The sequence below is a fragment of the Promicromonospora sp. CA-289599 genome (assembly GCF_050936155.1).
In the GTDB taxonomy this organism is placed as follows: Bacteria; Actinomycetota; Actinomycetes; order Actinomycetales; family Cellulomonadaceae; genus Promicromonospora.
Genome location: NZ_JBNJNI010000001.1, coordinates 4396183 through 4414382 on the forward strand (window position 1 = coordinate 4396183; position 18200 = coordinate 4414382).

The window sequence follows — 18200 nt, forward strand, 5'->3', positions numbered from 1 at the left end:
GTCCTCCTGACGCTGGGGACGCCTACGGGTTATCCGTCGGCGAAGGTGATGCCGAGCTCGTCGGCCAGGACGAGTGACAGATCGGCCAGCTGGTGCCGGTCGATGAGTATCCGCCGGAGGTTGACCGCGCCGCTGATCGCGGACAGGTCGTTGCCCCGCAGGTCGGTGTTCCGGTACGTGCCGGGCTGGAACGACGTGGCCCGCAGGACGCAGTCGTCGAACACCGCGCCGGACAGGTCGCTGGCGGTGAATTCGGTCTCCGTCAGGGAGCAGCCGGTGAATACGACCGGGCCTTTGGCGGTGACGTTGCTGAGCATCGCGTAGTCGATCTTGCAGTCCTGGAAGACGACGTCCTGGAGAGTCAGGTCCGCGAGCTGCGCACCCAGCAGCCGGCAGTTGGTGAACCGGACCCGGGACAGCTTGCTGTTGCTCAGCGTCAGCGAGGTCAGGTCGCAGCCGCTGACCTCGACCGACGACATCCGTAGGCGGTCCAGATCGACGCGTTCCGCAGTGATGCTGCTGATGCGACCGTCGAACAGCTGGGTCTGGGTGAGTTCAAGGGCCCTCAGGTCCTTCCCTGTGTAGCTGAACAGCGACAGGGGCCCATCCGTGGCCTCGATGACGTCGACAGCCGTGAGCTCGTCCGGGTCCAGGACGGGCAGGTCGGCGCTGGTGTCGCGGATCGTCAGGGTCTCCATGGTCACTCACCCTAGGGTTGGGAACGGGTTGGGGCGCTCGGCGTCGGTCACCGCTTCTTCCAGTTGTCCCAGGAGGGTCGGTTGTCCCACGGGCCCGGGGATTTCTTCCAGTTGTCCCAGGCCGGTTTGTTGTCCCACTCCGCGCCTGCGCGGCTCGTGCCGATCAGCGCGGTGACGGCTTCATGGTCGGACTCGACCAGGTCGGTAAGCAGGTTCGTCGTTGACTCGTGCACTGTGCTCACTTGTGTTCCTCTCTCGAGTGGGTGGGCGAGGCGGTCGTGTGGGCGATCGTGGTCAGGGCTCGTACCAGTTCCTGTTTGGATGCCCGGCAGTAGTTGGTCTCGGTGGAGTCGAAGCGGCCGTTCTCGAAGTAACGGTTCCCGGCCTGGGCTCCGCGGCAGAAGTCGAAGAATCCGCAGGTGTCGCGGCATGCTGCCAAGCCGTCCAGGAACTCGGACACGTAGGGCAGCCGCCACGCGTCCGCCAGCATCTCCGTCAAGGACTGGGCCAGGACGTTCCCGGCGAGGAAGTCGCCGTAGTGCTCGTCGCGGATACCTGCCAGTTCCGGGGACAGCAGCACGACGTCACCGTTGACCGAGACGGTGGGCAACGGGTCGTACCGGTGCGCCTCCCACGACTCCCTGCCGCCACCGCGGATGGTGCGCAGGTAGTGCGCCAGCCGGTCCAGCTCCCTGACTTCGACGTCCGGATGGGCAGTGGACCACGCGAACACCGCCTCCCAGAAAGCCCGCGCCCGCTCTGGTGCAGGTTGGGACCGGCTTGTGTTTACGCCCTCCAGCTCCTCGATATTGAGCCCGATCGACGTCGGTCCTAGCCCTGCGAGGAAGTCCAGTAGTTCGTCGGCCCGGTCGGTCCCCGAACCGACGACTGCGATCAACGAGAACCTGAACTGATGCTCGCTCAGCTTCCCGATGCCGGTCACGATGCGGTCGAACGCGGGCCTGCCGGCCCAGTCGACACGTTCGGCGTTCAGATCCGCGGGCCCGTCGATGCTCACACCGACGGCAACATCGTGTTCCAGGAACAGGTCGCACCAGGCGTCGTTCATGAGCGTGGCGTTGGTCTGCAGGCTGTGCCGCACACGCCCGGCACGACGCAGGTCCTCGAACGGTGCCATCAGGGCCGCCATCTTCTCCGGACCGATCGCCAACGGTTCACCGCCGTGCCAGCAGACCTCGGTGACATGACCAGTCGGCTGCTCGGCGAGCGAAGCGGCCACAGCCAGCGCGACCTCGACCGACATCTCCAGCCGCTTCTTGCGGAATGGCAGATAACAGTAGGAGCAGTCCAAGTTGCACAAGGTCGTGGGCTGCAGAACGACCAGGCTGGCCCGGGGCGCGATCCACGTTGCGTAGGTCTCGACTGTCATGGCTGGAACACCTCCACGTCGACCTTCTGACGCGGGTCAGGGGCGGAGCCGGTCGTCAGCAGTGACTGCAGGACGCGCACAGCGCCTTCCTGTTCGATGCTGTCTGCGACCTCGTCCGCGGCGTCCTGCACCTGAGCGGCGGCATGTCCCATGGCCACGCCGCGCCAGGCCCACTGCAGGAGCTCGATGTCGTTCTCGCCGTCCCCGATCGCGACCGTGCACTCGATCGGAATGCCGAGGTCCTGGCGCAGGCGCTCGACCGCGGTGGCCTTGGAGACGCCGCCGACGGTCACGTCCACCCAGTCGGGCCGGGTAGCGATCGCCGTCATCCCGGCTGCGCGCAGCGCGGGAACCAGCCGCTGGGCATCTGGCCCGGACAGCACCACGCGGGGTGTGGACCCTGCCCAGAGGTCGCTGAGCCGGGAGACCTTGACCTGATCACCGTTTAGCTCGCGGGCCGGGAACTGCTTGTTGACGTGGTAGCCGACGCCGACGATCTCCACCGCGATCCGTGCACCCGGCAGGCTCTTGGTGGCCAGCCGGACGACGGTCTCGGCGTCCACGGTCCGCACCTGGGACAGGACGTACGCTCCGCCGATCAGCCGGGCGGTGACTGCGCCGTTCGAGGCGATCACCCAGCCGTTGGCCAGGCCCAGCTCCCGCGCGGCGGCCAACGCACCGGACAGCGACCGTCCGGTCGAGAGCACCGGGTGATGGCCCGCGTCACGCACAGCGGCAACCGACTCGATGACCGCTGATGACGGCGGCCGACCAGTCACCAGCAACGTCCCGTCGATGTCCGACGCGACTAGCATGCGCACCCCGGTCAGCGGCGAGCCATGGTCGACGGCCGTGGGTGTGGTGTCTGCCGTGATCATGGCGTCACTCCTGTCGAATGTGATCCGATAAGTGCAAGCGCGACGGACGTAGCGAGGTCGCCGCCATCTGTCGCCAGGACGACGCAGGTCGCGTGATGCTCGGCAAGGTCGCGCTCGATCCCGGTGCGAGCGTCCGCGAGGCGAACCCCAGCGGGAAGGAGCACGTGCACAGCACGGTGCTGCTGGGCTGCCTGGACGAGCTGGCTGATCGTGCAGGCGTCGGACTCGTCGTGCAGCACGTCCGCAAGCGCTAAACCTTCTACCGCCGCGTAGGCCGTGATCGTCGTGAGCTGTCGTTGAAGCTCGACCCCGGCAGGTCCACAGGCGTAGCCGAGGGCGACCGGCTTTGGCGCGTTCACGTGCCCGCTCCCAGTGGTGTGCGCAGTGCTGACCGGACCTGGACCTCGAGGCCTTCGACCTGACCGGTCCACAGCGTGTGTCCCGGGACGAACATGCGGTGGTCCAGGGGGAAGTCGCAGCCCAGAGCACGCGCGATCTGCTCACCTCGGTTGAGGTCCACGGGTTTCAGACAGATCCGACCACGGGTCAGTGTCACGATCTCGACCTGATGCGCCCCGACCGTTCGCAGCACCCACGCGGCGGTGCCCATCGCGGCCTCTAGCCGGGAAGTCATGTCGGCTTTTTCGTTCTCACCGGACGTGCTCATGGTGCTCTCCAGAACCTGTGGTGGCTTCGATGCCTGGAACGCTATGGCTGACGTCGGCACACCAGCTCCGCCTCGTGCGCATAACTTGTATGCGCGCGCCGCATCCGCCCTCCTTCCGTGCGTACGCTGGGCACCAGCTCAGTGATGACGGTCACAACAGGGGGTGGGCTCGTTGCCAGCTACGACGACGGCGCTCGCGCGCTACTGCACCTGCTGCGCCGCGCGTATCGCGGCCGACAATCCATCCTCGATGTGCTCGGCCTGCGCCCGTCCGGGCAAGGCCAGCACTGATGGCGCACCCCAGCTGGACCGTTCGTTCTGGGAGACGGACCTCATGCGCGATGCCCTGGCGAGCCAGGACATGGGCGTGGTCGTGGCCGCCTACCGACGTCACCCACATCACGGGCGTCGCTCGCTCGCACAGAGCCTCGTCGCCGCGTGGCTGGGAATCACGCAGGGCCAGTTGAGCCGCATCGAGTCCGGTCGGAACAAGATCCGGGACATCGACCGGCTTCGGGACTACGCGTCGGCTCTCCACATACCTCACGAACTGCTCTGGTTCGCTGCTGCCGATCCCTCACCGACACGAGAGCGCCGCGCGAGACCGATAAACCTTCCAGGAGGTGTGCCTCGCCCGGGGACGAGTCACGCCACTGACGCCGTACTGGCGGATTCGCTGCTAGCGACGCTGCGGCAGTACTCGACCACCGACAACATGACCGGACCCGCCCCGATGCTTCCGCTCGCCGAGGCACAGGCGACGTTCATCAACTCACTTTTGGCGGACGCCGGCCCGTCACGCAAGCAGCTCCTGTACGTCGGCGCACGGTTTGCTGAGTTCATCGGCTGGTTGAACCAGGACAGCGGAAACATCCGGTCGGCCATGGCCTGGTCGAACCGAGCTCTGGACATGGCCACCGAGACCAAGCGCCCGGGGCTCATCTCCTATGTCCTGATGCGCAAGAGCAACATCGCGTTTGACGCGGGACGTCCCGACCTCGTTCTGGAACTCGCACGTGCTGCCGTCGAGGTCCCCGGTGAACTGACCTCACGGATGCGCGCTCTCGCAGCGCGCCAAGAGGCCCATGCCCATGCCTTGTTCGGAGATCAGGACGCCTGCGCCCGCGCACTAGATCGAGCCTTCGAGCTGGCCGCTGTCCCGGCCCAGGAACGCGACATCGCGCGCTACTGCACGCCGAGCTACATCGAGATGGAAGCCGCCCATTGCTGGGTCGAGCTCGGGAAGCCGGAAAAGGCGCTTGGTGCTCTCCAGCAGGGCCTCGCGGAGTGGCGTCCGGAGTTCCGCCGTGACCTTGGGCTCGGGCTGGCACGGTTCGCCGTCGCGCACGCCCGGACCGGGCAGGCCGATGACGCTCTGGACATCGCGACGGAATCCATCCGGATCGTCAGCGAGACAGGATCAGTCCGAACAGCCAAGCAGTTGTACCGCGCATCGTCGATCCTGAACACCTCAGGGGCTCGAAGTGAGGGGGCTGACCTGCGGCATTCTCTTCAGGCGACGCTACGTCTGAGAGGATGATGCGGACCCCGAGAGAGGATCGCAGACGTGAATTTCATGCCCCGGGCAACCGCGACCGACGCCGCTCGCCAGGACTCCCGGATTGCCGTTCTGCCGATTGGAAGCTTCGAGCAGCACGGAGACCACCTGCCTCTTGCCACGGACACGATGGTCGCCGCACTGATCGCCGAGCGGGTCAGCGAACGATACGGGCTTCTGAACCTGCCGCCAGTGACCATCTCCTGCTCGCACGAGCACGAGGCCATGCCTGGGCTGGCCGGCACCGTCAGCATCAGCCCGTCCACGCTGATTGCGATCGTCGACGATGTGCGTCAGTCTCTCCGCCGCGCGGGTATCGACCACCTGGTCCTGGTCAACGCGCACGGCGGCAACTACACGCTGTCCAACCTCGCCCAGGAGGCGAACGTCGAGGGAGCTGCGGTGGCTCTGTTCCCCGGCAACGAGGACTGGAAGGCGGCCCGCGCGACCGCCGGGATCGAGACCAGTGGACGCGCCGACATGCATGCTGGTGAGCTGGAGACGTCGATTCTCATGCATGCCTCGCCCGACTCCGTCGGAGAGACGTACGTGAAGAACGACCACGAGGCGCCATCACGCAACCACCTCACGACGCTGGGGATGAAGGCGTACACAACGTCCGGTGTGATCGGCCTGCCCTCGTTGGCTACCGCAGCCAAAGGACAGGCCGTCATCGATGCACTGGTGGATCGGTTCGCTGAATGCCTCAGCCTGTTCGACAACGACAACCCGACCCGGAGGGCCGGCAGTGAGTGAGCACCGACCGCACGTACTGCTCTCCGTCGCGGTATCGCTCGACGGGTACATCGACGACAACCTTCCTGAACGGCTGCGGCTGTCGAACGCCGCAGACTTCGACCGTGTGGACGAAGAACGCAAAGCCGTCGACGCGATCCTCATCGGAGCCAACACAGTGCGCCGAGACAACCCGCGCCTGGTGATCAAGTCGGAAGAGCGTCGTGCGCAGCGGGTCGCCGCCGGCAAGCCGCCCTGCCCGATCAAGGTGACGATCACCGCGAGCGGTGACCTTGATCCCGACTCCAAGTTCTTCGGCACCGCAGGCGTCGAGAAGATCGTGTACACGATCGACACCGCCGAGACCACGGCCAAGGAGCGGCTCGGTGACGTCGCCACTATCGTCGCGGTCGGCGAGACGGTGACACCGAAAGCCGTCCTTGAAGACCTCGCTGCGCGCGGCGTCGAGCGAATCATGGTTGAGGGCGGCGGCCACATTCACACCATGTTCCTCACCGCCGACCTCGTCGACGAGCTCCAGGTCGTGTTCGCCCCGATCTTCGTCGGCCAGGACAGCGCACCGCGCTTCGTCCACGACGGTGTGTTCCCCCAGGATTTTCGCAACCGCATGAACCTCATCGAGACGCGAGCAATCGGCGACTGCGCCCTCCTGCGCTACCAGCCGATCCGATGACGACAACGAACACAGTCGACAATCGTCGATACCTGGAAGAGGCCATCGCCTTGGCGAGCAAGTGCACGCCGAAACCCACTTCGTTCTGCGTTGGCGCAATCATCGTGGACGCCGATGGGACGGTGCTGGCCGGCGGCTACTCCGGGATGCATGACCCGCACGACCATGCCGAAGAGGCGGCACTGAACGAGCTCGACGATACAAGTCGTGCACGACTTGCCACCGCAACGCTCTACACCTCGCTCGAGCCCTGCAGCAAGCGAGCGAGCCGCCCCGTCACCTGCACCGAGCACATCCTGCGAACCGGGATACCACGCGTTGTCTTCGCGCTGTCCGAACCCGACCTCTTTGTGGATTGCGTCGGCGCCGAGACGCTACGGGCCGCGGGAGTCGAGGTTATCCAGTTCGAGGACCTCGCCGAGGCCGCGTGGGGTGCGAACCGGCATCTGCAGCGTTGACGCGATGTCCGGCGAAGAGGTGCGAGCGCTGGCGGCGCGGATCGGGTCGGCGACCACGGAGCGGGTCGTCGTGGGGACGGCGATGCCGCCGAAAGTGTCCGCAGCCGCGTAGGGAGGTCAGGTTGCCTCGTCCGGCTGTGGGCGGCCTCCCGTTGCGAGGAGGTCCACGCCTTATCTGGAGTCCTCTTCTCCGACCTGCAACAGCCGGCCACCTCACTGTGTTGGCCGCAGCCGACCGATCCAGCACCGTGGTCCGCCATTTCAGCATGGCGCTCAAGATCGGAACGGCAGACCGCGTGTTGCGTGGGTGCTACTCGAAAAACGTGCCGCCCGATTGTGCGAATGTTCGCCGTTTGGAAGTTCGGCGAGCAAGTAGTGCAGAAGCTTCCTCGGGGTCTGATGGCTTGTCGGTCGCTATGAAGCCGGACGCACGGCTGGGGCTCTCGACAGGCTGGTGCAATGCACGTTCCGCCAACGCAGCAACGTCGTCGGGCATGCTGACGCTGAAGAGTATGGTTCTCCGCCGAGCCGCCGTTCGCGCCAGGAGGACTTCAGCATCCGGCAGGAGGCCGAGGTCGTCCATTTCATCGGCTCCGTCGAGAACAACCAAGCGTGCATGCTCCAGATTCAGGCGACCTTCGTCGATCAACCGGACCAGTTGATTTACCGCGCCGATGACCACGTCGGAGGGCTCTGAGTGGACAGTCGCTTCGTCGGTAGGCCCATCGCCGAGGCCAACTGGCACGATGTGGACGGTTCGTTTCGCTGAGGCGGCTAAGACCGCGAGGTGGCCAGCGACTGTGAGCGCCAGTTCGCGAGTCGGCACGGCTACAACAGCTTGAGGATGACCCGGATTGGGAAGCCGGTCATAGCCGGTCTCGCCCCGTGCGACGACGTGGTGCAACAGAGGGATGGCGTACGCCAAGTGACGGTCGACACCTTGGGGAACGTGTCCGATGAAGTCGCGACCGCTCATGACGGCAGACAGCGTGGCTGCTTGGATCGGTGAGAACTGACTGGCGTCAACGAGCAAACGAACAAGCGATTCACTCGGTGAACCAGCGAAGGAAGGAGCGAGGTCGGGCTGTGCCGCTCCGCGTTCAGCCAGCGCCTTGACAGCGATGGCGAGACGATCATCGACAGACACGTTCTCCGGTTCGTCTCGGCCCGGCGCGGTCCAACGTGAGGCGCTCCTGGCGGGCTCTTGGACAAGCGCTTGGGAGCGCGCGGTGCGTTGCTGCCGTGAGGTAGGGCCGGTCGAGTCGCGATCCACCAGGTGTCGCGGTCCGAACGCGTCGTCCACTGCGGCTTTCGCACGGAGGCGACGTCGCTTCTGACCCGGGAGCGGCAGCAGACCCCAGCCGGTCTTGCGTGTGTGGGCGCGTTCCACCGTTCCCTCCCTACCGCTCACCGAACATCGCGATGGAACTCAGGACTCCGGCGGCCACGGCCATGACGACTTGGACTCGGGCGAACCAATACATATGACGTAGGCAATCGTCGTTCATGAGCACGCTCTCGTAAAGAGATCGCAAGAGTTCGTCACGGATCGCTTCGTCGGTCCATCCCAGATCGCGCGCGGTCGCCATGATGGCGTGGGCATCGGGCTCTTCCAGATGGTCTGCGTTGTATGCGGCGATCAGCAGTAGCAGCGAGCAGAGCAGGGCTATGCAACTAGCGAAATTGAGGTTCGTACGGCCGATTTCCTGCCACGACGCCACCGATACAGCAGTCGCCGTGCCTAGGGCGAAGACTGTGACAACCTTCCCACCGTCCATGCGCCACTGCTGACGCGCCAGAGACCGCTCAAGGCTCTGTACGAGGTCTTGTCTCAGTGGGCCGTCCACGATCCCGATCGTCACCGGTATCGCGGCTTATGTCCAACGAAGTTGCGATATGTCGAGGATCGGCGCGAGCGCACAGCAGCCTGTACCAGGAGCTGTGGCCCCTACGTGTCGAAGTGAGCGCGTGAGTCCCGGTGCGTGGCCGACGCGGTCAGGGTGGAGTAGTAGGTCATCGACATGTTGTCCCCCGCGCGAGCGGTCGCCATGGTCGCTGAGGGATACACCGTGGTACCCCAGAGCAAACTCGGTCGGGGTGCCGCCGCACGCTGCCAGTGCTAGGCCATCAGAACAGGATGGCCGCGGCGCCGCCGTCGGTGAATTGCACGGACATCTGGTCGAACGATGCACTGTGGGGGTTCCACTGGTGGGAGAAGTTGAAATGCTCCGAGTCGATCGCGAAGGCCCGCGCGCCGGGAGGTGATTCGTCGGCATGCGCGTCGAGCCAGTCGAGGCGGGCGTCAGTCGTCCTGTCGACGGTCGATTGCGCGGTCAAATAGCGCGCGCGGGAGTGTCCCACAGCCGAGCCGTACCTCGACGTCGACGCATGGACTCCTGTGTCCAAGGTTAGGCGTCGATTGTAAAGGCCTTGGCGTATTCAGTTCCGCCAAGGTGTTCGTAGACATGTGTGGTGGTGACTCGGTTCCAGTGGTGTCCGAGGAGTACCGCAAGGCCAAGCGGTCCGATGAGGAACAGGTGGAGTTCACCATTCACGTGGCGACGCGCGAGGTCTCGGACAGCGATTGCGACGCTGTTGGCGGCTATTGGCGTTGGTACGGCTTTGGGGCCGGTGCCAGCAACAGGTTCGGCAATGAAGATAATGCCGATGGGTAGCTCAGATTGACGAATCCATTCCGTGGCGATGTCTGCGGCGTCGGCGGCAACGTTGACGATGATGGCCGTATCTGGCCCTGTTAGGGCATCCTGCTCGGAAACGGTGATGGCGTCTTTGGTGGTCGGAGTTTCACCGGTCCAGAGTTGTTCGCGTTGACGGATGCCAACTTCGTAGCCGGTGACGCGACGTAGTTCCGTACCGATCAGGAAACCAGTCGCTTGGCGTAGGTGGCCTGTGACGAGAACCCGCTTGCTTCCGCCGAGCTGTCCAGTGATGGTACGGATGTCTGCGGCGAGTTCCTCCCACGTGTGTGGTGGCGTGGGGCTGACGCGGGTCCAATCGGTGATGCCGCCGATTCGGTCAACCCAGTCGATACTGACTGCCGCTTGGTCTGCGACTTCATCGTGCTTGATGGTCGCGACCGAGACGGTTGTCCAGGGCGCCCCAGCTCGAAGTTCGAGCGTGTCAATGGCGATCTCGATGTCGCCGAGGGTGATGTGGCGGTGACCGGCAATCACCTGCTTTTTGACCCAGTCTGCGCCGACAGTGACGGCCAAGGCGTCGGACCGGAGGCCGTTTGCCGTCATCAGCAGGCTGTTATCTCTTCGGAGGCGGTCAATGTCGTAGGCCACGTCGAGGTGGAAGTTAGAGAGGAAGTCCATAAGGCCCGGGTTGTCGGTACCGGCCTTCTGGGCCCAAGCAGAACGGGCCTTTTCCCGGTCGGACTTCGGCCCACCTTGAGCCGCGCGTGGCAGGAGGCGTCCATCGCGGCCGTCTCGGTCGCTCGCTAGCAGGTCGTTGGGATCGACTGTTCGGTTGGTGACGAGCCGCATCTGTACGGATGTTCCGGTGCTGGTGAGGTCGCTGTACGCCCTGACCATTTTCGCGAGTACGCCGCTCTTGTCGAGGTAATGGAGATTGATGGAGGTACGATTGTCGACTGCATACTTAACTTGCATATACGTGTTTGGCGGCTGTGCTCGGTGGAGGACCACGTCGTCGCCGTTGCCCACTCCCGCTTCTTCGACGCCGACAGCGATGATCGGATTGGAGTTGTTCCCGGTGAGGTTCTCGTGGAGTGCCTCCATGCAGCATCGCCAAGCGTGGAGCCATTGGTAGTCGTCGCCGGCGATCCGGACGCCGCTTGCACTCGGCATCTGGTTGCTAGTCACGTGGGCTCCTCCGTGGTGGGTTGGTCTTGGTCGGTGGATGCGTGGCTGAATGCGGTCTTCTCAAGCAACAGGTCGCCTGCGAGTCGGATCTCGCACGGGCGCGGAGCCGCAGTGACGATCCGGCGTGTGTCGAGGACGTGTCCGTCGGCAGTGTTACGTACGACGACAAGGGTCGGGTTAGGTGCTCGAGGGTGCTTGAGTGAGAAGAGAGCGAGGGTTGCGAGATCCTTAGGACTTGGGCCGACATTGGCCGGGTGAGTGTGCCAGTCGCCGAGATATCCGAGGCGGTGGTCGTCCCGCCGTGCGGTGTATACGGCAGGATGTGTTGCTCCTAGTGGGATCTTGTAGTGGCGTCGGCTTCGGTCCGAACTAGGAATCTCGATGGCGCGGGTAACCCATGGCTTGCCGTCGACATAGACGCCTAGGAGGATGCCGCCGGTTTCAGTGGGATGCGCTTTGATAGCGGCGCGAATCATTCCGTATTCGGCTGATTCGGAAAGGATGAGCTGTGGTGAGGAGGTGGGACGGCTCATCCGGTTTCACCGGCCGCAGGCAGATCAAAGGTGCCCGTTCGGTCGAACGGTGGGTCACTGGCTTGAAATACCAAGATGCGCTCATCGTGCCTCTGGCGACGCCCGGTGAGGTAGTCGACCGCGACGTGTGCGATGTCCGCTGCCGTCGCCAGGACAGCGGTGGGCGGAGCGTTGTTGACGGGTGCGGTGCAACCCAGTTCGAGGAACCCAGCGTCCGGCTCGGTTGGGTCCTCGGGTGGAAGCTCGTAGTAGTTGGGATCGGCAGGACGGGCCGCAAGGAGAGCGTCGTCGCTGGCTTGACGTTGGATGCGTGCTAAGGCTCCTTGATGGTAGAGCGCACCAGTTATCAGAGCGATATTCTTGCGACGGCACACCTCCGCAAGGGCGGCGGTCATAGGGGCTGTTCCGGTACAGTCGATGATGAGTTCGAAACCATCGATTTCTGAGGAAAGTATTTTTGGGTTGTAGGAAAGGTCGGCATAACGTTCGATTTTTGCCCATGGTGCATGTTGCTCAATGGCTACCTTCACAGTAAGTGTCTTCTCATAGCCGACTCCGTATTTGTCGCTGACGTGACGGGCGAGATTCGCGGTTTTCAGGGAATCGCTGTCGTGGAGACGTAGTCGGTCGACCCCACTCGATGCGAGTATGAGCGCGACGTGTCCACCGACGGATCCGGCCCCAGCGATCAGAATTTTCTTGGCAGAGAGGAGCGCGGCATCTCTCCCTGCTCGCCGCCGCCGTGCCGCGATGTCATTGGGTGTGGCAGCAATGGCCGATGCCACGAGCGTGTCGCCGCTTCCATCGAAGGCAATGACGACAGCATCGTGTTCCCCGTCATGACGGGACCAAGCGAGGACCGCGAAGTCGTGGCCACCGCTAGGTTCGCCCAGAGCGGCGGACGATCTGGTGTCTAAGCCGCGTGCCAGGCTCTCGGTTTGTCTCCTGGTCAACGCTGCCCGAAAGCCGTCGAGGTTGCGGGGCGGTGTCTCGACGCGACGCCTCTGGTAGAAGACACCTATAAGCGGAGCAGTATCTTCTTGAGCTGCGTTACCTGACGGGACGGGCTCAATCATGAGAGTCCCGTCGCCGTGCTTGGTTGCGGTCAGGGGCGCAAGGTATCCGTTGCTGCCGGCGAGGACGAGGTCCCCGAGCGGCAGCTCGGCTTGGAGGGTGCTGTGGTGGTCGAACAACAGGTACGCGTCGAGGGCGCGGTCTTCGTGACGGAAGCCCTGTTGCGCCCTTTGAGCCCATTCATCGAGTCGGTTCCAGAGCGTTCCGAGATTCCGGCCCGCAACCTGTGATGGGTCATCCTCGGCCCATAGGCAGATGATGCCTTGGCGGACATGCTCTGTGTCGAGTCCGTTTACGATGACATGGGCGTAGCGCATCGGCCAGCCCTCGTAGAACTGGATCTGCATGCGAGTGGCGTGCGTAAGCGGCTTGAGGCTAGCGCGTATGGGACCGGTCCACCGCGCCTGTGCGGTGTCCCGAACTGGCGCGAAACCCTCGTCTATTAGGTCTCCGCAAAAGAGGTCAAACGCTGCGTCGTCGTAGGTCTCCACGGAGCGTCAGCGGAGACGGTGTTGCGGCCACGGCAGGCTCGCGAACCCACGCGGTTGGTTACTGCCAAGCGAACTGACGGCAGTGACCGGACCGACGGGGATGCCATTCGCGTCGCACCCCTCGGGGATCGGCAGCACCCTCCCTCGCTCGTTGGTCCCGAGGATGTCACGCCAAATCTTGGCAGCGCGGCATCGCTCCGAGTCGGATGCTTCCCTGGCTTGCTCTGCTAGGCGGCTTAGGCCGTGTGCAGCGTTGTTCCACTGCCACGATTCGAGAGCAGGCTTCATAGGTGTGCCGAGCACAGGATCGGGGAGTCCATGGTCGGCACACTCCTCGAATCGTTTGGCGACCTGTTCCATGGTTGAGGTCAGTAGTTCGGCCCACGTGGAGCCCGCTACAACTTGGTCATTCCACGCATAGTAGGCAGCAACTTCGGTGAATAGGCCGCCAGGTCGCTGCTCGCCAAAATGGACATGCCGTACTTGGCGGAGGAGCCGCACAATGGGTCTGTAGGCGTTGACGCTGCCGACGGTAGGGCTCCATTCGGCGGTGGCGAGTGCATTTGTTTCCTCGGCAAACCTGACGGGGTTTGTCTTGATCCACCGCTTGTCGTCCTTGTTCCACAGGTCGCGGTCGCGGTTGGGGATCGCCCAGTGGTCTTCCCATGGCACGGTAGGGACCGCGTCGATGGAGAAGGCATCATCGCCAAACTGCTCGTCAGGGTCTGGAAAGTCGATCTTCAGTGACCGTGCCTGACGGGTGACGCGTCCGCCAGCTTCCTCATCCTTGAGCCCATACTGCGCTATGAGCACACGTTCGACCGCGTTGTAGACTTTTTCGGGGCTGTGTCGGACGGAGAGGTTGTTAAATCGGAGGAATATGTCGACGTCTTTGCCGGGGTACCTCGCAGTCTGACGAGCATAGGACCCGATGAGGATGGAGTCGACGCCCCACTCCTGCAGTTCCTTGTCAGCTTCGAGCAACTCCCGTACTTCGGTGTGCGCCGCGATTGCTCGCACTCGCTTCTCGCCGCTGATGGTGACGTTTCGGACGGCCTGGTCGAACTCGTTGTCTAGCGTTTCCACGTTTCCCAATCCTGATAGTTTTCCCTTTGGGAACTATTTTCTAAACTTGCGTCAGTGCCGACACTTCTCGTAGTGATTGGTTGGTCCCGTCGAGGCTCGCGTCCGTAAGCCCCATTGGTCGAGTAGCTCTGTCGCCGCTGGCGTGTTCGTCTTCGATGGCCATGCTGACTCCCAGCACCGAATAGGACAAAAAGCCCAAAGACTCGAGGTCACCTTCTAAATTCGAAGGTCCAATGTTTAGCAGTAATCTTGCGAGTGCATGTCAGGTGAGGGAAGACCTTTGCTGGGTGAGGTCAGGTCCAGATTTCGCATGGCGGAACCAGCTGCGGTGGATTCACCCGCAGGGCGTCGTCACAAGGGAAGCTGCCTGTCCTGGTCCTTGTGTTCCTGCACTCTCCCGTGTTGTCGTCCAGGCGCGGGCCGCAGGGATAATCTCGATCGCCGGGTTCCTGGCTTCCAGTTGTTGGGGCTGTGCTGCCGGACGTTGCCGTAGCCGCCTGCTGCGTCGAGACGCTTGGCCATGCTCCGAGGTGTGTCCGCCTTTTCAGAGGGGACCTTCTGATCGAGTGCAGCGGACATCGCGACTCCGGCTCTCGCCCCGTCCGGGAAGGTTTCGGGTCGATTAGGGCCACCCGATGCCGCTACCGCTCCGCCAGAATGCACGAAGCCCAGGTCAGAAACACTCTCTGACCTGGGCTTCCGCACTCTGAGCGGGCGACGGGAATCGAACCCGCGTAATTAGTTTGGAAGACTAAGGCTCTACCATTGAGCTACGCCCGCAAGGCCGCGCGCGATGCACGGTGCGGGGAACACAGTAGCAAACTTCGGCCCCTCGCCGACCCCGCTGCCACGCGCGCCGCGCAGCACAACCGGCCACCACGGCCCCACCTCAGGGCGCAGCAACCAACACGTCCCGCACCAGCGCATCCAGCTGCGCATCCGCCTCAAGGAACTGGCGCAAGGTCCGCCGCGATGGACCGAACCCAGCGAACTCCTCAGGCGCCAGCCCATCAGACTCATAAGCCGCCCGGAAGTCCGGCAGCGCACGCAAGAGCGTCTCGAGGATCTCCGGATCCACCGGCGAGTCAATCCGAGACGGCAACGCCAGAGAGTTCCGGTTGATCGAGTCCTGCCACTCGAACGGCGGCGAGATCACGAGGTCACCACCCACCAGCTCCGACAGGTGCAGGTGCGTCCGGAACGCCGCGGACAGCACCCGGGTGCGATAACCCCGCTCCTGGAAGATCCGGTACGCGTTCTTGAGAGCAGCCACCCCCGCCCAGTCGAGCACCCCAGGCGGCAGGAGCAGACCCTCCCGCGCCGCCACGATCTTGAGCCAGTCATCAAGCCGCCCACCCATGATGGTCGCCACGGCCCCCATCTCCTCGACCGGCAGCCCCTCACGCTCGCGCCGGTCAAGCCCGCGCTCGACGGCCTCGGCCACCGCCACCGCCTGTGCCACGGTGAACGACACCGTCGCGTTGACGCTGATGCCGCGGTAGGTCACTTCCTCGATCGCCTCGATGCCGACCTGCGTCGCGGGGATCTTCACGATGATGTTCGGCGCCAGGGCGGCGAACTGCTCGGCCTGGCGCACCAGGGCACCGGCGTCCCGGTGCAGGCGCGGGTCGGTCTGGATCGACAGCCGCCCGTTCCGGCCGCCTGACTCCTCGAAGGCCGGCAGCAGCAGGCGGGCCGCCTCGACGCTCAGCTCCTGGACCACCAGCCAGCCGAGTTCCGACTCCGTGGCGGTGGGCAGGTCTTCTGCGAGCGCGCCCAGCCGGGTCGTCCAGTGCGGCAGGTCCGCCTCGATCGCCGCGAGCGCGATCACCGGGTTGCAGGTCGCGCCGACGGCGCCCCAGGCGATCGCGCGGCCGAGCTGCACCGGGTCCGCCGAGTCGTTCCACAAGGCGGTCTGCGGGTGCTCGCGCGTCATGCGCGCCAGGGGGATCTCCCTGTCGGCGCCGTCGGGTGTGGCGGTGTCGAGCGTCTGGGTCACGAGATCCTCCGGAGGCGTAGGCCGACAGTGCGCGTCCGCACCCGCGCCCGCGTCGTCGCAGGGTTCGGCGTGACTCCATTCGACAGTGCGTCCAGGCAACCTGTCAACCGAATGTCAGGACAAAGGTTGTCAGACGTATGGATCACTCGGGTGACGTGTGCGTCTGACACGTAGGAGTGCGGGGCTCAGCTCGCGAACAGCATGGTGTCGAACATGTACCGGGACGCCCGGTAGATGTGCTGCCCGAACTCGATGCCCTTGCCGTTGTCGTCGTACGCCGTGCGCTCCATGGTCAGCAGCGCCGCCCGCGGCTTCTCGCTGAGCGTGCGCGCCTCGGCCGCCGTCGCCGAGCGTGCGCCGATGCGCTGCCGTGCGACCTTGGGCTTGGCACCGCGCGAGCGCAGCAGGTCGTACAGCCCGCTCGTCGCGAGCTCCTCGACGGTCGGGGCGATGTCCAGCGGGACGTAGTTGGTGAGCACGGCCAGCGGCTCGCCGTCGGCCATGCGCAGACGGCGGATCATGACCACCTCGGTGCCCTCCGGCAGCTCGAGCGCCTCCGCGACCTCCGCGCTCGCCGACACGGTCCGGTGCTCGAGCACCTCGGTGCTGGGCTTGCGGCCGGACTTCGTCAGGTCGTCGTGCAGGCTCGTCAGCTCGACGGGCCGGCGCACGCGCGCGGGGGCCACGTGCGTGCCGACCCCGCGCTGGCGCACCAGGCGTCCGCGCTCGACCAGGTCCTGCAGCGCCTGGCGCGCGGTGGGCCGCGAGATGCCGAGACGCGCGGCCAGCGCCACCTCGTTCTCGAGAAACTCGCCGGGCTGCAACCGCCCGTCCTCGATCGCTGCGTCGATAGCGGTGGCAACCTGGTGGTACAGGGGCACCGGGCTCGACCGGTCGAGGTCGATGCGCAGCGTCTGGGGCACGGAGAGCCTCCTCGTCGGGGTCATCTTCTTGTCGATGAGAGTCTAGCCGTCGGAGGTCCTGAGGACGGGATGTTCAAATGTCAGGACAAAGTATTGACAGAAGAGCGCGCCGGAGGCAGGGTCGAGGTATCTGCCGCACGAGTGGTGCGCGCGGGTCCGCGACGATGGGGATGACGATGGGGATGGGGCAGCATGACACGACGCGTTGACGCGTGGGCGCCGGACGTGCTCGCGATCGGCCGCATCGGGGTCGACCTGTACCCGCTGCAGAGCGGCGTCGGGCTGGAGGACGTGCAGTCCTTCGGCAAGTTCCTCGGCGGCAGCCCGACGAACGTCGCGGTCGCCTCCGCCCGGCTCGGCTACGCCACCGCCCTCGTCACCGGCGTGGGGGAGGACCCCTTCGGCCGGTACGCGCGCCGCGAGCTGCGCGGGTTCGGGGTCGACGACCAGTACGTCGTCGTCGTTCCCGAGCTGCACACCCCCGTCACGTTCTGCGAGATCTTCCCGCCCGACGACTTCCCGCTCTGGTTCTACCGGTCGCCGTCGGCCCCCGACCTGCGGGTCACGCCGGAGGACGTCGACATCGACGCCGTCCGCTCGGCCCGCCTGTTCTGGCTCACCAGCACCGGCCTGAGCCAGGAGCCCAGCCGCTCGGCACACCTCGCGGCCCTCGAAGCGCGCGGCCGGTCCGGCCACACCGTGCTCGACCTGGACTACCGCTCCATGTTCTGGCCCGACGTCGAGACGGCGCGCGAGCAGATCCAAGCCGCGCTGCCGCACGTGACGATCGCCGTGGGCAACCGGGAGGAGTGCTTCGTCGCCGTCGGCGAGAAGGATCCCGACCGGGCCGCCGACGCGCTGCTCGCCGCCGGCGTCGAGCTGGCGGTCGTCAAGCAGGGTCCGCGCGGGGTGCTCGCCAAGACCCGCGACGAACGGGTGGTCGTGCCGCCGGTCGCCGTCGACGTCGTCAACGGTCTCGGCGCCGGGGACGGGTTCGGCGGGTCGCTGTGCCACGGGCTGCTGCAGGGCTGGTCGCTCGAACGGACGCTGCGGTTCGCCAACGCCGCCGGCGCGATCGTCGCGGCCCGGCTGGAGTGCGCGGCGTCGATGCCGACTGTTGCCGAGGTCGAGTACCTGCTGGCCACGGGCCGGGTGCCGGAGCAGCGGA

At 65.1% G+C, this 18200-nt stretch carries 19 protein-coding genes, 1 tRNA gene and 1 pseudogene; 6 read left to right on the plus strand and 15 right to left on the minus strand.

Features of this window, described 5'->3' with window-relative positions; all coding sequences use genetic code 11:
• Positions 1-29: 29 nt before the first annotated feature.
• From ACQEVI_RS19550 to ACQEVI_RS19565, 4 genes are read right to left on the minus strand one after another with little or no spacing between them, the layout of a single operon-like run.
• On the minus strand, positions 30-698 hold the full coding sequence (locus ACQEVI_RS19550) for a pentapeptide repeat-containing protein (protein ID WP_432901841.1): 669 nt from the start codon (positions 696-698) through the stop codon (positions 30-32).
• Positions 699-745: 47 nt separating this feature from the next.
• A complete protein-coding gene (gene amcA, locus ACQEVI_RS19555) occupies positions 746-940 on the minus strand; it encodes a multiple cyclophane-containing RiPP AmcA (protein WP_432901843.1) in 195 nt (64 codons plus the stop codon).
• Positions 937-2088: a cyclophane-forming radical SAM peptide maturase AmcB gene (gene amcB, locus ACQEVI_RS19560; RefSeq protein ID WP_432901844.1), complete on the minus strand. Its 1152-nt coding sequence runs from the start codon at positions 2086-2088 to the stop codon at positions 937-939. Before amcB ends, amcA begins: the two co-directional genes overlap by 4 nt.
• Positions 2085-2966: an HAD family hydrolase gene (locus ACQEVI_RS19565; protein WP_432901846.1), complete on the minus strand. Its 882-nt coding sequence runs from the start codon at positions 2964-2966 to the stop codon at positions 2085-2087. Before ACQEVI_RS19565 ends, amcB begins: the two co-directional genes overlap by 4 nt.
• A 92-nt stretch (positions 2967-3058) precedes the next feature.
• Here ACQEVI_RS19565 and ACQEVI_RS19570 point away from each other — a divergent pair, with 92 nt between their 5' ends.
• Entirely contained in the window at positions 3059-3220 is a 162-nt protein-coding gene (locus ACQEVI_RS19570; RefSeq protein ID WP_432901848.1) for a hypothetical protein, read from the plus strand.
• Positions 3221-3321: 101 nt separating this feature from the next.
• On the opposite strand, the gene ACQEVI_RS19575 is transcribed toward ACQEVI_RS19570, so the two are convergent.
• Positions 3322-3633: a hypothetical protein gene (locus ACQEVI_RS19575; RefSeq protein WP_432901850.1), complete on the minus strand. Its 312-nt coding sequence runs from the start codon at positions 3631-3633 to the stop codon at positions 3322-3324.
• 172 nt (positions 3634-3805) lie between these two features.
• On the opposite strand from ACQEVI_RS19575, the gene ACQEVI_RS19580 reads away from it, so the two are divergent.
• The 4 genes from ACQEVI_RS19580 to ACQEVI_RS19595 are packed head-to-tail and all read left to right on the plus strand — an operon-like array spanning position 3806 to position 7078.
• The gene (locus tag ACQEVI_RS19580; RefSeq protein ID WP_432901852.1) at positions 3806-5173 is read left to right on the plus strand and encodes a helix-turn-helix domain-containing protein; all 1368 of its coding nucleotides are present in this window, start codon (positions 3806-3808) and stop codon (positions 5171-5173) included.
• Positions 5174-5209: 36 nt separating this feature from the next.
• Positions 5210-5947, plus strand: coding sequence for a creatininase family protein (locus tag ACQEVI_RS19585; protein ID WP_432906020.1), 738 nt, complete (start codon positions 5210-5212; stop codon positions 5945-5947).
• The gene (locus tag ACQEVI_RS19590; protein WP_432901854.1) at positions 5868-6620 is read left to right on the plus strand and encodes a RibD family protein; all 753 of its coding nucleotides are present in this window, start codon (positions 5868-5870) and stop codon (positions 6618-6620) included. Before ACQEVI_RS19585 ends, ACQEVI_RS19590 begins: the two co-directional genes overlap by 80 nt.
• Positions 6617-7078 (plus strand): deaminase, encoded by a 462-nt coding sequence (locus ACQEVI_RS19595; RefSeq protein WP_432901856.1) that lies wholly within the window; start codon positions 6617-6619, stop codon positions 7076-7078. Before ACQEVI_RS19590 ends, ACQEVI_RS19595 begins: the two co-directional genes overlap by 4 nt.
• Before the next feature lie 310 nt (positions 7079-7388).
• Here the strand turns inward: ACQEVI_RS19595 and ACQEVI_RS19600 are convergent, their stop codons facing one another.
• From ACQEVI_RS19600 to ACQEVI_RS19645, 10 genes are all read right to left on the minus strand, one after another.
• Positions 7389-8225 carry a DEAD/DEAH box helicase family protein gene (locus tag ACQEVI_RS19600; protein ID WP_432901858.1) on the minus strand — a complete coding sequence of 279 codons (837 nt, stop codon included), beginning with the start codon at positions 8223-8225 and terminating at the stop codon, positions 7389-7391.
• A gap of 253 nt (positions 8226-8478) precedes the next feature.
• The gene (locus ACQEVI_RS19605) at positions 8479-8925 is read right to left on the minus strand and encodes a hypothetical protein (RefSeq protein WP_432901860.1); all 447 of its coding nucleotides are present in this window, start codon (positions 8923-8925) and stop codon (positions 8479-8481) included.
• A 280-nt stretch (positions 8926-9205) separates the two neighbouring features.
• The gene (locus ACQEVI_RS19610; RefSeq protein ID WP_432901861.1) at positions 9206-9439 is read right to left on the minus strand and encodes a hypothetical protein; all 234 of its coding nucleotides are present in this window, start codon (positions 9437-9439) and stop codon (positions 9206-9208) included.
• Positions 9440-9486: 47 nt separating this feature from the next.
• Entirely contained in the window at positions 9487-10926 is a 1440-nt protein-coding gene (locus tag ACQEVI_RS19615; protein WP_432901863.1) for an SAVED domain-containing protein, read from the minus strand.
• A complete protein-coding gene (locus tag ACQEVI_RS19620) occupies positions 10923-11459 on the minus strand; it encodes a Mov34/MPN/PAD-1 family protein (RefSeq protein ID WP_432901865.1) in 537 nt (178 codons plus the stop codon). Before ACQEVI_RS19620 ends, ACQEVI_RS19615 begins: the two co-directional genes overlap by 4 nt.
• Entirely contained in the window at positions 11456-12880 is a 1425-nt protein-coding gene (locus ACQEVI_RS19625) for a HesA/MoeB/ThiF family protein (RefSeq protein WP_432901867.1), read from the minus strand. The genes ACQEVI_RS19620 and ACQEVI_RS19625 overlap by 4 nt, the downstream gene beginning before the upstream one ends.
• A 150-nt stretch (positions 12881-13030) precedes the next feature.
• Positions 13031-14110, minus strand: a complete 1080-nt coding sequence (locus ACQEVI_RS19630) for a nucleotidyltransferase domain-containing protein (RefSeq protein ID WP_432901869.1) — start codon at positions 14108-14110, stop codon at positions 13031-13033.
• A 709-nt stretch (positions 14111-14819) separates the two neighbouring features.
• A tRNA-Gly gene (locus ACQEVI_RS19635) sits at positions 14820-14890 on the minus strand.
• Positions 14891-14999: 109 nt separating this feature from the next.
• On the minus strand, positions 15000-16109 hold the full coding sequence (locus ACQEVI_RS19640; RefSeq protein WP_432901871.1) for a transaldolase family protein: 1110 nt from the start codon (positions 16107-16109) through the stop codon (positions 15000-15002).
• Positions 16110-16294: 185 nt separating this feature from the next.
• Entirely contained in the window at positions 16295-17032 is a 738-nt protein-coding gene (locus ACQEVI_RS19645) for a GntR family transcriptional regulator (protein WP_432901873.1), read from the minus strand.
• A 192-nt stretch (positions 17033-17224) separates the two neighbouring features.
• Here ACQEVI_RS19645 and iolC point away from each other — a divergent pair.
• Positions 17225-18181: pseudogene (gene iolC / locus ACQEVI_RS19650) on the plus strand (5-dehydro-2-deoxygluconokinase); the annotation flags it as partial.
• Positions 18182-18200 lie beyond the last annotated feature (19 nt).

Coding starts and splice junctions, on each gene's coding strand:
- amcB (WP_432901844.1), bottom strand. CDS start 2,088: ATGACAGTCGAGACCTACGCAACGTGGATCGCGCCCCGGGCCAGCCTG.
- ACQEVI_RS19565 (WP_432901846.1), bottom strand. CDS start 2,966: ATGATCACGGCAGACACCACACCCACGGCCGTCGACCATGGCTCGCCG.
- ACQEVI_RS19550 (WP_432901841.1), bottom strand. CDS start 698: ATGGAGACCCTGACGATCCGCGACACCAGCGCCGACCTGCCCGTCCTG.
- ACQEVI_RS19625 (WP_432901867.1), bottom strand. CDS start 12,880: ATGCAGATCCAGTTCTACGAGGGCTGGCCGATGCGCTACGCCCATGTC.
- ACQEVI_RS19585 (WP_432906020.1), top strand. CDS start 5,210: ATGCCCCGGGCAACCGCGACCGACGCCGCTCGCCAGGACTCCCGGATT.
- ACQEVI_RS19620 (WP_432901865.1), bottom strand. CDS start 11,459: ATGAGCCGTCCCACCTCCTCACCACAGCTCATCCTTTCCGAATCAGCC.
- ACQEVI_RS19595 (WP_432901856.1), top strand. CDS start 6,617: ATGACGACAACGAACACAGTCGACAATCGTCGATACCTGGAAGAGGCC.
- ACQEVI_RS19575 (WP_432901850.1), bottom strand. CDS start 3,633: ATGAGCACGTCCGGTGAGAACGAAAAAGCCGACATGACTTCCCGGCTA.
- ACQEVI_RS19590 (WP_432901854.1), top strand. CDS start 5,868: ATGCACTGGTGGATCGGTTCGCTGAATGCCTCAGCCTGTTCGACAACG.